Below are 15,591 nucleotides of genomic sequence, written 5' to 3' on the forward strand. Positions count from 1 at the left end.
CGGTTCAGCCCCGTCGCACCTCTTCCACCCGCACGGCCCGGTGCTCCGCCAGGGACAGCGCGCACGCCTCCGCGATCCAGCTCGCCTCGATCGCGTCGGCGACCGTGCACGGGGAGGTGGCGCGGCCCGCGACGACCTCGGTGAAGGCGGTCAGTTCGGCGCGGTAGGCGGGGGCGAAACGGTCCATGAAGAAGTCGTGCGGGGTGCCGGCGGGGAAGGTGGCACCGGGTTCCACCGAGCGCAGGGGGAGTTTGTCCTCCAGGCCCACGGCGATGCTGTCGCGCATGCCGTGCAGCTCCAGGCGGACGTCGTAACCGCGCGCGTTGTGGCGCGAGTTGGACACCAGCGCGAGGGTGCCGTCGTCGAGGGTGAGGATCGCCGACGCGGTGTCGACGTCGCCCGCCTCGGCGATGTACTCGGCCCCCCGGTTGCCCCCGGCCGCGTACACCTCGACCACCTCGCGGCCGGTGACCCAGCGCACGATGTCGAAGTCGTGCACGGCGCAGTCGCGGAAGATGCCGCCGGAGACCGCCACGTACGCGGCCGGCGGCGGCGCCGGGTCCAGGGTCGTGGAGCGTACGGTGTGCAGCTTGCCGAGTTCGCCGCTCACCACGGCCTTGCGCGCGGCCACGCAGCCCGCGTCGAAGCGCCGGTTGTAGCCGATGTGGACCTCGACGCCGCTGTCCTGGACCGCGCGCAGGACGGCGACGCTCTCCTCGACCGTCCGTGCCACCGGCTTCTCGCAGAAGACGGGGATGCCCGCCTCGACCGCGGCCAGGATGAGCGCGGGGTGCGCGTCGGTGGCGGCCGCCACCACGATGCCGTCGACCCCGGCGGCGAGCACCGCCTCGGGAGAGTCCACCGCCGTCGCCCCGAAGCGCTCGACCGCCGCCGCGGCCGCCCCGGCCACCGGGTCGGTGACCACCAGCGAGTCCACCGCGTCGAGCCCCGCGAGCGTCGCGGTGTGGAAGGCGCCGATCCGGCCCAGTCCCAAGATGCCTATACGCATGAGAATTGCTCCTAAAGCCTGAAGGGCCGAAAGCCGTGTCCGTCAGTCCTGCGCACCGCCCCGCGGGGCGGTGCGGGGCCGCATGTCAGTCGAGTCCGCCGAAGACGGTCTGGTCCCAGTCGACGACCGAACCGGTGACCACACCGCTGCGGTCGGAGAGCAGGAAGACGACGAAGTCGGCGATCTCGTCGACCTGGCCGAGCCTGCCCATCGGGCGGCTCCTCGCCGCCTCCTCCCGCCAGTCGTCGCCCGCGCCGTGGAAGGTGCGCTGGATCTCGTCCTCGCCCTCGGTGTCGGTCCAGCCGATGTTCAGGCCGTTGATCCGGATCCGGTCCCAGCGGTGGGCGTGCGCGGCGTTGCGGGTGAGGCCCATGAGCCCGGACTTGGCGGCCACGTACGGGGCGAGGAACGGCTGTCCGCCGTGCGCGGAGGAGGTGATGATGTTGACGACGGTGCCCGGCGCCCCGCGGTCCACCAGGTGCCGGACCGCCGCCTGCATCGCGAAGAACGGCGCCCGCAGGTTGACCGCGATGTGCGCGTCGAAGAGTTCGGGCGTGGTGTCCAGGAGGGTGCCGCGCGAGGTCAGTCCCGCCGCGTTGACGAGACAGTCGAGCCGTCCGTGCGCGGCCACGACCCGCTCGACGCCGGCGCGTGCCTGCGCGGGATCGGCGAGATCGGCCGGTACGAAGGTGGCTCCGGTCTCCGCGGCGAACCGCTCACCGAGTTCGGCGCGGCGCCCGGTGAACGCGACCCTCGCGCCCTCGCGGACGGCCGCCCGCACGACGCCCGCGCCGACGCCCTGACTGCCGCCGTTGACGAGGACGACCCTGTCCTCGAGAAGTGGTCCCATCGGTTCTCCCCTGACGTGGGTGCTCAAGTGCGGCGGCGCTCGGCGCCGTCCCGCAGTTCGTGGCGCAGCCGCCCGGGGCTCCACTCCTCCGTCAGGGCCCGCCACACCGTGTCGGCCTGGGACGGCGGGGCGAGCCCCTCCAGGGGCGGGTCCAGATCGAGGTCCGTGGGGAACGGGTAACCCTCCGCGCAGGCCGCCACCACCCGGCGCAGCCACGCCTCGCCGACGCCCGCGCCCCGGCGCCGCAACAGCACCGGGAACAGCGCGTTCACCATCGACTCCCGGTCCACCGTCTCCATCGCGCGGCCGAAGGCCGAGGAGATCTGCAGCAGGTTCGCCATCCGCCTGACGTCCGTCGTGCGGTTGTGGCCCGCCGCGTGGAAGAGCGCGGGGTTGAAGAAGACCGCGTCCCCCTTGGCCAGCGGGAGCTGCACGTGGTGCTCCTCGAAGTACGCGGTGAACTCCGGGCGCCGCCAGGCCAGGTAGCCGGGCTCGTACTTCTGGGAGTGCGGCAGGTACAGCGTCGGGCCGGACTCCACGGGCATGTCGCAGTGCGCCACCGCGCCCTGCAGGGTGAGCACGGGGGAGAGCCGGTGGACGTGCGCCGGATAGCGGGCCGCGCGCTCGTCGGAGAGGAAACCGAGGTGGTAGTCGCGGTGCACGCTCTGCGCCGCGCCGCCCGGGTTGACCACGTTGATCTGGGAGGTCACCTGGTAGCCGGGGCCGAGCCAGGCCTCGCAGACCAGGGCCAGCATGTCGTTGGCGTAGTAGTCGGCGAAGACGTCGGGAGCGTGCAGGGCCGTCTTGTCCAGGGCGCTCCACACCCGGTCGTTGGCGCCCGGCTTCGCGAAGTGGTCACCGCGGGCCGTGCCGCTTGCCCGCTCCCGCTCGATCAGCGCGCGGAAGACGTCCGAGGCCCGGTCCACCAGATCGAGGTCCGCGAACGCGCCCCGCAGCACCACGACGCCGGGCCCGTCCAGCAGCGCGCGCACCCACTCGGTCCGCACCGCCGTCGGGTCGGCCGCCCGGACACGGTCGCTGTCGTAGAGCGGAACGTTCCGCGCGATCTCGGCGGCGTACGGGTAGTCGCGCGGATCGGTGCGCTCGGCGACCAGTGCGCGGAAGGCGTCGAGGTCGCAGTCCGTGTCACCGCTCAGCCACACCCGTGGTCCCGCATCCTGGGAAGCCATGCAGGGTCCTTTCGCCGCGCGGCCGTTTCCGTCAGTCTTATGAACCCGAGCCCATCATTCAATGAGCAGAAACCCATCAAAAACCCATCAACGACTTCCGGGAACAACCATGGGACACCCCTATACGATCCGTGAGATCGCCCGCCAGGCCGGTCTGAGCGAGGCGACGGTCGACCGGGTCCTCAACCGCCGGGGCGGCGTCCGCGACAGCACGGCCCGGGAGGTGCGGCAGGCCATCGAGGACCTGGACCGCCAGCGCACCCAGGTCCGTATCGGCGGGCGCACCTTCATGATCGACATCGTGATGCAGACCCCGGAGCGGTTCTCCTCCGCGGTGCGCGACGCCCTGGAGGCCGAACTGCCGTCCCTGCACCCGGCGATCGTGCGCTCACGCTTCCACTTCCGGGAGACGGACCCCGCGGCGGAGCTGGTGAAGGACCTGGACAGGATCGCCGCGCGCGGCTCGCAGGGGGTGATCCTCAAGGCGCCCGACGTGCCCGAGGTCACCACCGCGGTCGGACGGCTGGTGGCGGCCGGCATCCCCGTGGTCACGCTCGTGACGGACCTGCCCAGCAGCCCGCGCAGGGCGTATGTCGGCATCGACAACCGGGCCGCCGGAGCGACCGCCGCGTACCTGATCCGACAGTGGCTCGGCGACGGTCCCGGCCATGTGCTCGTCACCATCAGCCGGGGCTCCTTCCGCAACGAGGAGGAGCGCGAGATGGGCTTCCGCAGCGAGATGCGCGCCGCGCGGCCGGAACGCCGGCTGGTCGAGGTCACCGACAGCGACGGGCTCGACTCCACCCAGCGGGAGCTCGTCCGCGAGGCGCTGGAGCGGGACCCGGAGATCAACGCCGTCTACTCCATCGGCGGCGGGAACACCGCGACCATCGAGGCCTTCGACGCGCTCGGCCGGGACCTGCTGGCCTTCGTCGCCCACGACCTGGACCACGACAACACCCGGCTGCTGGGGGAGCGGCGGCTGTCCGCGGTGCTCCACCACGACCTGCGCCAGGACATGCGCCGCGCCTGCCAGACCATCATGCGGGCCCACCAGGCCCTCCCGGACGAGGGCCCGTCGCTCCCGTCGGCGATCCAGGTGGTCACGCCGTACAACATGCCGCCGACGTGAGGTGTCCGCGGGGACCCGAGGGGCTCGAGCGGGAGCGGACGGGCTCGGGGCGGGGACCCGAGGGGCCGGGGCGGCCGGTGGGCGCCGGTGGCTACTCGTTCGGTACCGGCGTCTCCCCGGCGGGACCCAGCGGCTGTCCCGTCGGCCCGCTCTCCCGGCCGGAAGCCGCTCCGTCCAGTGGCGTGCCCGCCCAGGACACGGCCGTCCAGCCGCCCTCCGGGGAACCCTCCAGGATCACCACGTCGGTGTTGTCCAGCCGGTGGCCGGTGGCGAAGGACACCTCGACGTTGTGTGCGCGCGCCGCCGTCCACACCCGGATCGCGGCGCCGTGACTGACCATCGCGACGGCGCCGGCCCCGCTCGCCGCGGCCTCCGCGACCACCGTGTCGAACCGGTCCAGCGCCTCCGCGCCGCTCTCCCCGCCCGGCATCCGCAGCGCGGTGTCCCCGGATGCCCAGGCGAACGCCGTCGTGAGGTACGCCCGCGCCTCCGCGGTGTCCCCGCGCAGCATCTCCAGGTCCCCGGCGGACAGTTCGCGGATGCCCTCCCGGACGCGTACCTCCAGCCCGCGCGCGGCCGCCAGCGGGGCGGCGGTCAGCCGGGCGCGGGTCAGCGTGGAGGCGTACAGCGCGTCGATCTTCTCGTCCGCCAGCGCCTGGGGCAGCGCGGCGGCCTGTTTCTCCCCGAGGGCCGTGAGCCCCGGTCCCGGCGCGGCGGTGTCCAGCAGGAACTCCACATTGGACGGTGTCTGTCCGTGGCGGACGAGTATCAGGCGCATACGGTCACCCTCTCAGACGGCGGTACGACGGTTCGGCGCCCACCCCGCGGTACGGCTCAGCTCCGGCCCGTCCCGAGGGACCGGTCCGTGACGCCCGCCAGGTGGGCCGTGAACACCTCCCGCGCGTCCGGCGCCAGGGTGCGCAGAGCGACCAGGCCCGTGATCACGACGTCGCAGAGCTCGGACCGTACGTCGTCCCAGGTGTGGGTGGTGCCCTTGCGGGGATTCTGACCGGTCGCTCCGATCACCGCCTGGGCGACCTCGCCGACCTCCTCCGACAGCTTCAGGATGCGCAGGAGCAGCTCCTCACGGCTGTCGTTCGCCCGGTCGTCGTTCGCCCGGTCGTCGTGTGTCCGGCCCTCTCGCGTCCGGCCGGCGTCGAGCCAGTCGTGCAGGCGGTCGATCGAGTCCCAGACGTCTTCATCAGCCATGGGACCAGCCTCCCCAGGGGCAGCGCGCCCGACGCCTGTTCGTGGACTCGTGGACTCGTGGTCCCGTGGTCCCGCGGACTTATGGTCCTGCGGACTTGTGGTCCCGTAGCCCTGTAGAGCCGTGAACCCGCTCCTACTCGTCGAACAGCGTCGCCTGTTCACCTTCGGTGGCCCGCCGCACCCGCTTGGTGCGCGCGCCCACCACGGCCAGCGTGGCTGCGGCCGTCACTCCCAGCGCGGCGGGGACCATCCAGCCCCGGTTCACGGTGTGGCCGAGCAGGTGGTCCAGCGAGATCCGGCCGGGGCCCGTCACGGCGAGCCCCGCGGCCGTCAGACCCAGCGACGCCGCGTGCTCGAAGCCACCTTGATCGGCGAAGAACCCGTGCGGCAGGTGCACCGCCGTCGCGCCCGCCATCGCACCGGCCGCGGAGGCACCGGCCGCGGGTGTCGCGAGGCCCAGCGCCAGCAGGGTGCCACCGCCCGCCTCGGCGAGGCCCGCCGCGAGCGCGCTCCGCTTCCCGGGCACGTATCCCATCGCCACCATGGCTGTTCCCGTCCCGGAGAGCCCGCCCCCGCCGAACCAGCCGAACAGCTTCTGCGCTCCGTGCGCGGCCAGCACACCGCCCGTGCCCAGACGGAGCAGCAGCAGTCCGAGGTCCCTACGGTCGAAACAGGTCACGGTGGCTCCCAACCGGGCTCGCGCGATGACGGCATGCGGTCCCCGCCGTCCTTCCCCCACCGTCGCCCGCGCCGCCGTCCCGCACCCGGCGCGCGCGGCTGTTCGGGTGCCGTTCGGGCGGCCCTCCGGGTGGCCGACCGGGGTCCGCCACCCGGGCGGGACGGGTGGCGGCCCGGCGGGAGCGGTGTGACGCTGACTGCCATGACGATTCAGGTAGCCAGACTCAGCGATCCGGCCGTGCGGGCCTTCGTCACCGCTGTGAACGCCCACGACCGAGAGGCGTTCGAGGCCGTCCTCGCGCCCGGTGCGACCATGTCCGACGACGGCTCCGACCGGGACCTCGCCGACTGGTCCGAGCAGGAGATCTTCTCCTCCCACGGCCACATGGACGTCGACAACGAGTCCCGGACGGGCCACGCCCTCGTCGTCCGCTACAGCAACGACACCTGGGGTGAGATGAAGACGCGGTGGAGTTTCACCGTCGACGACGGCAGGATCACGCGCTTCGAGACGGGCCAGGCGTAACGCCCTTACGGAGACCGGGTTTCGCCACCGCCGTCTGCCTCCGCCCCTCAGCCGACGGAGTGACGCGACTCGGCGCGCCGCATACCGCCGTCCTGCTCGGTCAGCGTGATCCGCCCCGCCCTGATGGTGGCCAGACGTGGCGCCCGGCGGGCGATCGACGAGTCGTGGGTGACCAGGACGAAGGTCAGCCCGTACTCGTGCCACAACCCCTCCAGCAGCACCATGATGTCGTCACGGGTGCCCTCGTCCAGGTTGCCGGTCGGCTCGTCCGCGAGGAGCACCTTCGGCTTCTTGACCAGGGCACGCGCGATGGCGACACGCTGCTGCTGGCCGCCGGAGAGTTCGGACGGCGCGTGCGTCAGACGCTCGCCCAGACCGACCGAGCGCAGCGCCTCGGCGGCGCGCTCCCGTCGCTCCGCGGGCTTCACCCCGAGCGGTACGAGCGCGGTCTCGACGTTCTCCTGCGCGGTCAGCGTCGGGATGAGGTTGAACGACTGGAAGATGATGCCGATCTTCTCGGCGCGCAGCCGGGTCAGCCGCGCCTCGCTGACGGAGGCGAGGTCGACACCGTCCAGTTCGACGCTGCCGGCGGACGGGCGGTCCAGGCCGCCGATCATCTGGAGCAGGGTCGACTTGCCGCCGCCGGTGGGGCCCTGGATGACGAGCTGGTCGCCGTCCTCGATCGCGAGGTCGACGCCGCGCAGCGCCTCCACCGTGTCCTTGCCCCGCGTGTAGCGCTTGGTGACGCCGGTGAGCTTGTACATGAGGTTCTCCGAAGACGAAGGGGCGGGCGAGGGGGTTACGCGACGCTGCGCAGGGCGTCCGCGGGACGCATCCGGGAGGCGCGCCAGCCGCCCATCGCGCCGGCGACGAGACCGCCCGCGATGGCCAGGCCCGCGGCGAGCGCGATGGTGGTCACCGAGACCGGCGCGGAGAGCGCGATGTCCATGGTGTTCTTGACCGCCTGCCGGCCGGGCCCGCCGCCCCCGGGCCCGCCGCCCGTGCCGCCACCGCCGGTGGAACCGAGCTCGGCGGTCAGCTTCGGGCTGATCGCCGTCACCGCGTACGCCGCGCCGAGGCCGAGGACGATGCCGAGCGCGCCGCCGAGCAGACCGTTCACGACGGACTCGCCGACGACCTGGCGGGTGACCCTGCGGGACGGCCAGCCGAGCGCCTTGAGGGTGCCGAACTCACGCACCCGGCGGGACACGGCGGACGAGGTGAGCAGCGCCGCCACCAGGAACGCGGCCACGAGCACCGCGACGGACAGCCACTTGCCGACGCTGGTCGCCAGGTTCGAGGCGGTCGACAGGGAGCCGGAGACGGTGGAAGCGAGGTCCGCGGAGGTGGTGACCGTCGTCCCCGGGATGTTCTGCTGGATGGCCGCCTTGACGGTGTCGATCCGCTTCGAGTCGGTCGCCTTGACGTAGATCGTGGTGACCTCGTCCTTCGCGTCGCCCAGCGTCTGCGCCTGCTTCAACGGCAGGTAGACGTCGGTCGTGGACTCGCCGCTGTCCGGTGTCGCGATCCCGATGACCGTGTATTTGGTGCCGGAGATCGTGAGGGTGCCCCCGACCGTCTTCTTGTTCTCCTTGGCGTACGACGCGCTGAGCACCGCGGCCTTCGCGTCGGTCTGGGACGCGGTGAAGGTCCGGCCCGTGGTGATCTTCGAGGTGGCGAGCGGGCCGAGGTCCTGGTGGGTGACGTCGACGCCCGCGACGGAGTACGAGTTCACGTCGAAGGACGCGCCGCCGCCCTGCACCTGCGGCTGGCCCGAGCCGCCGCCGGGACCGCCCTGCTGCGATCCGGAGGACCCGGAAGAACCCGCGGACCCCGAGGAGGCGGACGACTTCGCCGTGCCCCGGGTGAACGAGCCGTCGACCTTGGTGACGTTCAGACCGAGCGCGCCCACCGCGCTCGACACGCCCTTCTGCGCGGCGACCTCGGTGACGAGCGAGGACTTCAGGGACTGCCCGCCCTGCGTCATCACCCGGTCCGAGCTCTGGGTCGTGCTGCTGTCGGCCTTGGCGTCGAAATCGAACTTCGGCCGACCGGAGGAGCTGCCCGTGGCCGCCGGACGGGCCTTCGTGACGGTCATGTCGGTGCCGAGCCCGTACAGCGACTTCAGGACCTTGCCCTGGGCCTGCTGCATGCCGGCCGACACCGAGTCGACGGTGATGACCAGCGCGATTCCGAGCGCCAGACCCATGGCGATCACCAGGGCCGCCTTCTTGCGCCGGCTCAGCTCACGCTTGAGATAGATGCCAAACATCCCGTTCCCCAAAGGTTCTCGGCGCCCGCTGTGGGCGCGGCCACAAGCTATGGAGAAACCTTTGACCGGGGCTGAGGGAGAGGTGTGCGAGAGCTGAGAAAGCCGGGTCCGGAATCAATATCGTGTAAGACAGCTGATTCTCAGGGTCCGCAGGGGCCACTGCCAGGAAACACCTGTTGGGTGGGGTGCCGGTGGCCCCCGACGGCCGGGTGCGGCTTGCGGGATGCCGCTTTGCCGCGCCTTGGGGAGTGCTGTGCCTTTCTTTTGTGACCCCGCCGTACGGCGGCACGGACCGGCTTTGTACGGTCCCGAGATGCGCGATTCCTCTCCGCTTCCCCCGCGTGCCGCCGTGCTGTCCCGCCGTGCCGCGCTCGGCCTCGCAGCGGCCGTCCCGCTGGCCGCCGCGTCACCGGCGGCCGCCACCCCCTCCGCCACTCCGTCCACCGCCCGCACCGCCGCGCGGACCGCCACGATCGGCGGTGACCTGCTGGGCCTCGGCGGCGTCCAGGTGCGCGGGGCCTCCGGGCTGCCCAAACGGCTCACCGCCCGCTCCTGGCTGGTCGCCGACCACGTCAGCGGCGAGGTGCTCGCCTCGTACAACGCGCACCGGCTGCTGGCGCCCGCCTCCACGCTGAAGATGCTCTTCGCTGACACCGTGCTGAAGAAGTTCGAACGCACCGAGCGCCACCGGGTCACCGACGCCGACCTCGCCGGGATCCCCGCCGGCTCCAGCCTCGTCGGCGTCAAGCCCGGAATCACCTACACCGTCGAGCAGTTGTGGCTCGGCGTCTTCCTGCGCTCCGGGAACGACGCGGTGCACGTGCTCAGCCACATGAACGGCGGCGTGGACACCACGGTCGCGCAGATGCAGGCCAGGGCCGACGACCTGCAGGCCCTGGACACGCACGTGGTCAGCCCCGACGGGTTCGACCACAAGGGTCAGGTGTCCTCCGCGTACGACCTGACGCTCTTCGCCCGGCACGGCCTCGCCGACGCCGACTTCCGGGCCTACTGCTCGACGAGGACCGCGGACTTCCCGGCGGGCGGCAAGAAGACCTTCCAGATCCAGAACACCGACCGCCTGCTGACCGGCGCGTGGGGCGTACCGACGTACGACGGCCTGATCGGCGTCAAGAACGGCTACACCAGCAACGCCGGCAACACCTTCACCGGCGCCGCGACCCGCGGCGGCCGAACCCTCCTGGTCACGGTGATGCACCCGAAGAGCGGTGGCAGCGGCGTCTACGAGGAGACGGCCGCGCTGCTCGACTGGGGGTTCCGGCAGGGCGCCAAGGCCCGTCCGGTGGGGACGCTGGTCGCGCCGCTCAGCGAGGGCGGCGCCAGGGCGACGCCCGCCGGGAAGGCCCCGAAGGCCGCCGCGGGCGCGCCCGCCCGGACGCAGACGAGCGGTTCGTCATGGGGGCTGGTCGGCGGGGCCGGGGGAGCGGTCGCGCTGCTCGCGGGCGGGGCGGTCGCGTGGCGCGTGCGGCGGCGTGCGGGGGCGGCGGGTGGGGCTCCGGCCTCGGAGCAGAGGGCTTCCGGCCTGGGAGGTTCGGACACGGGAACCTCGGACACGAGAGGTTCGGACACGGGTACCTCGGACACGGGTACCTCGGACACGGGTACCTCGGACCCGGGAGATTCCGGGGCCCGTCAACGGCGGTGAAGGTAGCGCGCGGTCGTCGAATGTGCGGAGGCAGCCGTCCCGTGGCCCACCTCGCGGTCCCGCGCGAGGTCGCCCCCCAGCCGGGCCGCGGAACGGCTGCCGCCTCCCCCCTCGGTGTGGACCGTGGTCGTACCGAAGTCCTCCACTCCGAGTGTGAAGCTCTCGTGGAGGCGACACGAGCATAAGCCCGCTACCGGGTCTTATAGTGCGGAGGTTCAGCTTCCGTTTGTGCAAGTTGAGGCGTTGACGAAACGTGCGGTCGCGCCCTAGCCGCGCCCCACGTAGGGCATCGCGGTGGCCATCACCGTCGCGAACTGCACGTTCGCATCCAGTGGCAGCTCCGCCATGTGCCGCACGGTGCGGGCGACGTCCGCCGCGTCCATCACCGGCTCGACCGCCAGTTCCCCGTTCGCCTGCGCCGTTCCCGTGCGCATGCCGGCGGTCATGTCGGTCGCCGCGTTGCCGATGTCGATCTGGCCGCACGCGATCCGGTACGCGCGCCCGTCCAGGGAAAGAGACTTGGTCAGACCCGTCATCGCGTGCTTGGTCGCCGTGTACGCGATCGACCGCGGACGCGGCGCGTGCGCCGAGATCGAGCCGTTGTTGATGATCCGGCCGCCCTGCGGGTCCTGCTCCTTCATCTGCCGGAACGCGGCCTGCGCGCACAGGAACGCGCCGTTGAGGTTGGTGTCCACGACGTGCCGCCACGCCTCGTACGCAAGCTCCTCGACGGGGACGCCGCCCGGCCCGAACGTTCCGGCGTTGTTGAAGAGCAGGTCGAGCCGTCCGAAGCGCTCGCGCACGGAGGCGAAGAGGGCGGCGACCTCCTCGGGCCTGGCGACGTCGGTCCGTACGGCCACGGAGGGGGCCTCGGGGACGAGGGCCGCCGTCTCCTCCAGGGGCTCGGTCCGGCGTCCGGCCAGCGCCACCGACCAGCCGGCGCGCAGCAGTTCGGCGGCCACCGCGCGGCCGATGCCGGAGCCCGCCCCGGTCACCACCGCGATTTTCGTCTGCTTGGCATTCATGGGGCCGCAGCGTATCGACGGCACGGAGGGGACGCGGGCGTCCCGCGTCCCCTCTCCGGAGCTGTCGATCGTCAGCCGTCAGCCGTCAGCCGTCAGCCGTCAGCCGTCAGCTGTCAGCCGTCGCTGTCGGTCCGTTCGGCCGTCGGGCCGTCGGGCCGGTCAGTGGGTCTCGCCCGGGTAGCGGACGCCGATCTGCTCGCGTACCGCGTCGAGCGTCCGCATCACGGCGAGGCTGCCGTCGAGGGGGACGAGCGGGGACTCCTTCTCGCCGGCCCGCAGCGCGCGCATCACCTCGGCGGCCTCGTGCTTGAGGCTGTTGCGCGGACCGTGCGCCGGGTCGGCCGCGAACTCCTCCGCGTCGCGCCCGTCACGGTGCAGTACGAGCCGCTCCGGGAAGAAGAAGCCGCCGGGGATGTCGATGCGGCCCTGCGAGCCGGTGACGGAGGCCGTGACGGGGGTGCTGCCGTTGATGGAGCAGTGCACCGAAGCGAGAGCACCGCTCTCCCAGGTGAGCACCGCTCCCGTCTGGAGATCGACGCCCTCGTCGGAGAGCACCGCTCTCGCCGTGATGCCCGAGGGCTCCCCGAGCAGCAGGTGCGCGAACGACACCGGGTAGACGCCGAGATCGAGCAGCGCCCCGCCGCCCTGCGCGGGGTCACGCAGCCGGTGCGAGGGCGGGAACGGGCCGTTGATCCCGAAGTCCGCCTGCACGGTGCGGACCTCACCGATCACCCCGTCGTCCACGAGCCCCTTGAGCCTGCGGATCAGCGGGTTGCAGTACATCCACATGGCCTCCATCAGGAAGCGGTCGTGGCGGCGGGCGAGCGCGACCAGCTCCTCGGCCTCCCGCACGTTCAGCGTCAGCGCCTTCTCGCACAGCACATGACGCCCGGCCTCCAGACACATCCCGGCCGCCTGCCGGTGCGCCGAGTGCGGAGTGGCCACGTACACGACATCGACGTCCTCGTCGGCGGCGAGCGACGCCCAGTCCCCGTACGCCCGGGGGATCCCGAACCGCTCCGCGAACGCCTTCGCCGAGGCGTCGGTCCGCGAGGCCACCGCCACCACTTCGGCGTCCGGCATGTCCACCAGATCCGCCGTGAACGCCGCGGCGATGCCACCGGTCGCCAGAATCCCCCACCGCACCCGCTCGTGCTCGCCCGTCATTCCCGGCCCTTCGCTCTGTCACCCTGGTGCTCTGTGACCCCGAACACTCCGTTCGAACTGAGAGCATAGGTGGCGGATCACTCGGAGAGGGAGGGGCACATGCCCGAGCGCGGGCGCACCACGAGGGACCAGGAAGGTCCGCGGGGGCACATACCGAACACCGCCGTCGCCGACACCTCGGCGGCCTTCGCCGATCCGGCGCCCGCCGTCGTACCCCCCAGGGCGACGCCCGCGGCGGAGGACTGCGGCCCACGGGACACGAGTTCGAAGGACGCCGCACCGCGCGACCCCGGAGCGCCGCGCCGTACCGGACTTCTCGTCACCCTGATCCTCGGCGGGCTCACCGCGACACCCCCGCTGGCCATGGACATGTACCTCCCGTCGCTGCCGGAGGTCACCCGCTCCCTGCACGCCCCGGCCGCGACCGTCCAGCTCACGCTCACCGCGTGCCTCGCGGGAATGGCCTTCGGCCAGCTCGTCGTCGGACCGATGAGCGACAAGTGGGGGCGGCGCAGACCGCTGCTCGCCGGACTGGTCGTCTACGTCCTCGCCACCGCCCTGTGCGCCCTCGCGCCCGACGTCGAACTCCTCGTCGCCTTCCGGCTGGCGCAGGGTCTCGCGGGAGCGGCGGGCATCGTGATCGCCCGAGCAGTCGTCCGCGACCTGTACGACGGCATGGCGATGGCCCGCTTCTTCTCCACCCTCATGCTGGTCTCCGGGGTCGCCCCGGTCGTCGCGCCCCTCATCGGCGGGCAGATCCTGCGCACCACCGACTGGCGAGGCGTCTTCGTCGTCCTCACCGCCGTCGGCATCGGACTCACCGCGCTCGTCTGGACGAAACTCCCCGAGACCCTCGCGTCCGGCGACCGGCACGGCGGCGGTGTCGGCGAGGCCCTCCACTCGATGCGCGCCCTGCTGGCCGACCGGGTCTTCACCGGCTACATGCTGGCGGGCGGTTTCGCCTTCGCCGCGCTCTTCGCGTACATCTCGGCCTCGCCTTTCGTGATCCAGGACATCTACGGCGCGTCCCCGCAGACCTTCAGCCTGCTCTTCGGCGTGAACTCGGTCGGCCTGGTGGCCGTGGGCCAGATCAACGGCAAGCTCCTGGTCGGCCGGGTCGGCCTCGACAAGGTCCTCGCGGTGGGCCTCGCGCTCGTCGCCCTCGGCGCGACCGCGCTGCTCCTGATGTCCTCCGGCGTCCTCGGCGAGGTCGGACTCGTGCCGGTGGCCGCCGCCCTGTTCGTCCTGATGTCCGCGATGGGCCTCGCGCTGCCCAACACCCAGGCGCTCGCCCTGATGCGCGTACGGCACGCCGCGGGCTCCGCCTCCGCGCTGCTGGGCACCTCCTCCTTCCTCATCGGAGCGGTCGCCTCACCGCTGGTCGGCATCGCCGGGGAGCACACGGCCGTTCCGATGGCCGTCGTCCAACTGGCGGCGGTACTGGTGGCCGTCGCCTGCTTCGTGGGACTGTGCCGTCCCTGGCGGACCGGACAGCCCGTGGACGGGACCGATGGAACGGACGGAACGGACGGAAAGGCGGCGGACAGCTGAGCGCACCGAAACTGCGCGTCGACACGCCGGAGCGGGCCGGGCTCGATCCGGCCGAACTGCGCCATCTCGTACGTGACGTCCACGCCCTCACCCGCGGACCACAGCCCTGGGCGGCAGGCGTCGTCGTGGTCGCCGGGCGCGGCCCGGTCATCGCCGTCGAGGAAGCCGCGGGCTGGGCGGTGCGCTACGCGTCGTACGACGAGAAGACCGACACCGGGGTCGAACTGCCGCCCGCGGAGCGGCTTCCGATGAGCGTGAGCACCCTCTTCGACCTGGCCTCCCTCACCAAGCTGTTCACGGCGGTCGCCGCGGTGCAGCAGCTGGAGCGCGGCACGCTCGGCATCGACGCGCGCGTGGGCGCGTACCTGCCGGAGTTCCGCGCGGCCTCCGCGTACGACATCACCGTGCGGCAACTGCTCACGCACACCTCCGGGCTGCGGCCCGAACTCCCGCTGTACGACTGCCCGGACGACAGGGCGCGCCTGGCGATGCTGCGGGCGGAGGGGCCCTCGTCCGAGCCGGGGGAGTACCGCTACTCGGATCTGAACCTGCTCCTCCTCCAGCACGTGCTGGAACGCATCACCGGCCGTGCGCTCGACGTCCTCGTCAGGGACGGGATCACCAGGCCGCTGGGGATGACGGCCACCCGCTTCGGGCCGTGCCCGGACGCGGCCGCGACCGAGGACCAGAGGCGGCCGTGGGCCAAGGCGGACCGCGGGATGCTGCGGGGGGTGGTCCACGACGAGAACGCGTGGGCGCTCGGCGGAGTGGCGGGGCACGCGGGCCTCTTCTCCACCGCCCGAGATCTCGCCGTCTTCTGCCGCGCGCTGCTCGCGGGCGGCTCCTACGGGCCCGCGCGCATCCTCGGCCCCGACTTCGTCGAGTTGATGCTCACCCCGCCGGGCCTCGGCTTCGCCATCGGCCAGTCCTGGTTCATGGGGGCCCTGGCGGAGGGCGGTGCGGCGGGACACACGGGATTCACGGGGACGTCGCTGGTGCTGGATCCGGCGACGGGCACGTTTCTCGTGCTGTTGGCGAACACGGTGCATCCTCGGCGGCGGCCGGCGCGGAACGGGCCTCGGGTGGAGGCGGCGACGCGGATGGCTCGGGCGGTACGGGGCGCTTGACGCGGGGGTTGTCTCGCCCCCGCCGCCCCTGCTCGACCCGTCCTGTCCCTGGGGCTCCGCCCCGGATCCCGCCAGGGGCGCTGCGCCCCCCGAACCCCCGCGTCGCCCGAAGCTCGTCCTCGAACGCCGGACGGGCTGAAATGCCCGCCCTGGGCGTCAGCCTTTCAGGGCGGGCCCGCGCCATCAGCC

General features: G+C 72.4%; 15 protein-coding genes. 5 read left to right on the plus strand and 10 right to left on the minus strand.

All coding sequences use genetic code 11. From position 1 onward, the window contains the following. Nucleotides 1–4 precede the first annotated feature (4 nt). The 3 genes from ACFVTC_RS08850 to ACFVTC_RS08860 all read right to left on the minus strand — a co-directional run bounded on the left by ACFVTC_RS08850 (nt 5) and on the right by ACFVTC_RS08860 (nt 3,049). Nucleotides 5–1,009: a Gfo/Idh/MocA family oxidoreductase gene (locus ACFVTC_RS08850; RefSeq protein WP_329526224.1), complete on the minus strand. Its 1,005-nt coding sequence runs from the start codon at nt 1,007–1,009 to the stop codon at nt 5–7. Between the two features lie 85 nt (nt 1,010–1,094). Further along, the gene (locus ACFVTC_RS08855; protein WP_390125447.1) at nt 1,095–1,859 is read right to left on the minus strand and encodes an SDR family oxidoreductase; all 765 of its coding nucleotides are present in this window, start codon (nt 1,857–1,859) and stop codon (nt 1,095–1,097) included. Between the two features lie 23 nt (nt 1,860–1,882). Next, entirely contained in the window at nt 1,883–3,049 is a 1,167-nt protein-coding gene (locus ACFVTC_RS08860) for a phytanoyl-CoA dioxygenase family protein (RefSeq protein WP_390125449.1), read from the minus strand. Nucleotides 3,050–3,158: 109 nt separating this feature from the next. On the opposite strand from ACFVTC_RS08860, the gene ACFVTC_RS08865 reads away from it, so the two are divergent. Then, the gene (locus tag ACFVTC_RS08865) at nt 3,159–4,181 is read left to right on the plus strand and encodes a LacI family DNA-binding transcriptional regulator (protein WP_390125451.1); all 1,023 of its coding nucleotides are present in this window, start codon (nt 3,159–3,161) and stop codon (nt 4,179–4,181) included. A gap of 91 nt (nt 4,182–4,272) precedes the next feature. Here the strand turns inward: ACFVTC_RS08865 and ACFVTC_RS08870 are convergent, their stop codons facing one another. The 3 genes from ACFVTC_RS08870 to ACFVTC_RS08880 all read right to left on the minus strand — a co-directional run bounded on the left by ACFVTC_RS08870 (nt 4,273) and on the right by ACFVTC_RS08880 (nt 6,069). Continuing rightward, nucleotides 4,273–4,959: a histidine phosphatase family protein gene (locus ACFVTC_RS08870; protein WP_390125453.1), complete on the minus strand. Its 687-nt coding sequence runs from the start codon at nt 4,957–4,959 to the stop codon at nt 4,273–4,275. Between the two features lie 56 nt (nt 4,960–5,015). Then, nucleotides 5,016–5,390, minus strand: coding sequence for a MazG-like family protein (locus ACFVTC_RS08875; protein ID WP_390125455.1), 375 nt, complete (start codon nt 5,388–5,390; stop codon nt 5,016–5,018). 133 nt (nt 5,391–5,523) lie between these two features. After that, complete coding sequence (locus ACFVTC_RS08880) at nt 5,524–6,069, minus strand: DoxX family protein (RefSeq protein ID WP_390125457.1); 546 nt, start codon at nt 6,067–6,069, stop codon at nt 5,524–5,526. Nucleotides 6,070–6,270: 201 nt separating this feature from the next. On the opposite strand from ACFVTC_RS08880, the gene ACFVTC_RS08885 reads away from it, so the two are divergent. Continuing rightward, nucleotides 6,271–6,594 carry a nuclear transport factor 2 family protein gene (locus ACFVTC_RS08885; protein WP_390125459.1) on the plus strand — a complete coding sequence of 108 codons (324 nt, stop codon included), beginning with the start codon at nt 6,271–6,273 and terminating at the stop codon, nt 6,592–6,594. Nucleotides 6,595–6,641: 47 nt separating this feature from the next. Here the strand turns inward: ACFVTC_RS08885 and ACFVTC_RS08890 are convergent, their stop codons facing one another. Further along, on the minus strand, nt 6,642–7,358 hold the full coding sequence (locus ACFVTC_RS08890; protein WP_390125462.1) for an ABC transporter ATP-binding protein: 717 nt from the start codon (nt 7,356–7,358) through the stop codon (nt 6,642–6,644). Nucleotides 7,359–7,393: 35 nt separating this feature from the next. Further along, nucleotides 7,394–8,866, minus strand: coding sequence for an ABC transporter permease (locus tag ACFVTC_RS08895; RefSeq protein WP_390125464.1), 1,473 nt, complete (start codon nt 8,864–8,866; stop codon nt 7,394–7,396). A gap of 313 nt (nt 8,867–9,179) precedes the next feature. Here ACFVTC_RS08895 and ACFVTC_RS08900 point away from each other — a divergent pair, with 313 nt between their 5' ends. Further along, on the plus strand, nt 9,180–10,532 hold the full coding sequence (locus tag ACFVTC_RS08900; protein ID WP_390125466.1) for a D-alanyl-D-alanine carboxypeptidase family protein: 1,353 nt from the start codon (nt 9,180–9,182) through the stop codon (nt 10,530–10,532). Nucleotides 10,533–10,798: 266 nt separating this feature from the next. Here the strand turns inward: ACFVTC_RS08900 and ACFVTC_RS08905 are convergent, their stop codons facing one another. Both ACFVTC_RS08905 and ACFVTC_RS08910 read right to left on the minus strand, forming a co-directional pair. Then, nucleotides 10,799–11,557, minus strand: a complete 759-nt coding sequence (locus tag ACFVTC_RS08905) for an SDR family oxidoreductase (RefSeq protein ID WP_390125468.1) — start codon at nt 11,555–11,557, stop codon at nt 10,799–10,801. A 159-nt stretch (nt 11,558–11,716) separates the two neighbouring features. Beyond that, nucleotides 11,717–12,724, minus strand: coding sequence for a Gfo/Idh/MocA family protein (locus ACFVTC_RS08910; protein ID WP_390125470.1), 1,008 nt, complete (start codon nt 12,722–12,724; stop codon nt 11,717–11,719). Nucleotides 12,725–12,823: 99 nt separating this feature from the next. Between ACFVTC_RS08910 and ACFVTC_RS08915 the strand changes: the two genes are divergently transcribed. Beyond that, complete coding sequence (locus ACFVTC_RS08915; protein ID WP_390125472.1) at nt 12,824–14,275, plus strand: multidrug effflux MFS transporter; 1,452 nt, start codon at nt 12,824–12,826, stop codon at nt 14,273–14,275. Continuing rightward, nucleotides 14,203–15,402, plus strand: a complete 1,200-nt coding sequence (locus tag ACFVTC_RS08920) for a serine hydrolase domain-containing protein (RefSeq protein ID WP_390125516.1) — start codon at nt 14,203–14,205, stop codon at nt 15,400–15,402. The genes ACFVTC_RS08915 and ACFVTC_RS08920 overlap by 73 nt, the downstream gene beginning before the upstream one ends. Nucleotides 15,403–15,591: the final 189 nt, after the last annotated feature.

Source organism: Streptomyces sp. NPDC057950, assembly GCF_042887295.1.
GTDB classification, from domain to species: Bacteria; Actinomycetota; Actinomycetes; order Streptomycetales; family Streptomycetaceae; genus Streptomyces; species Streptomyces kaempferi.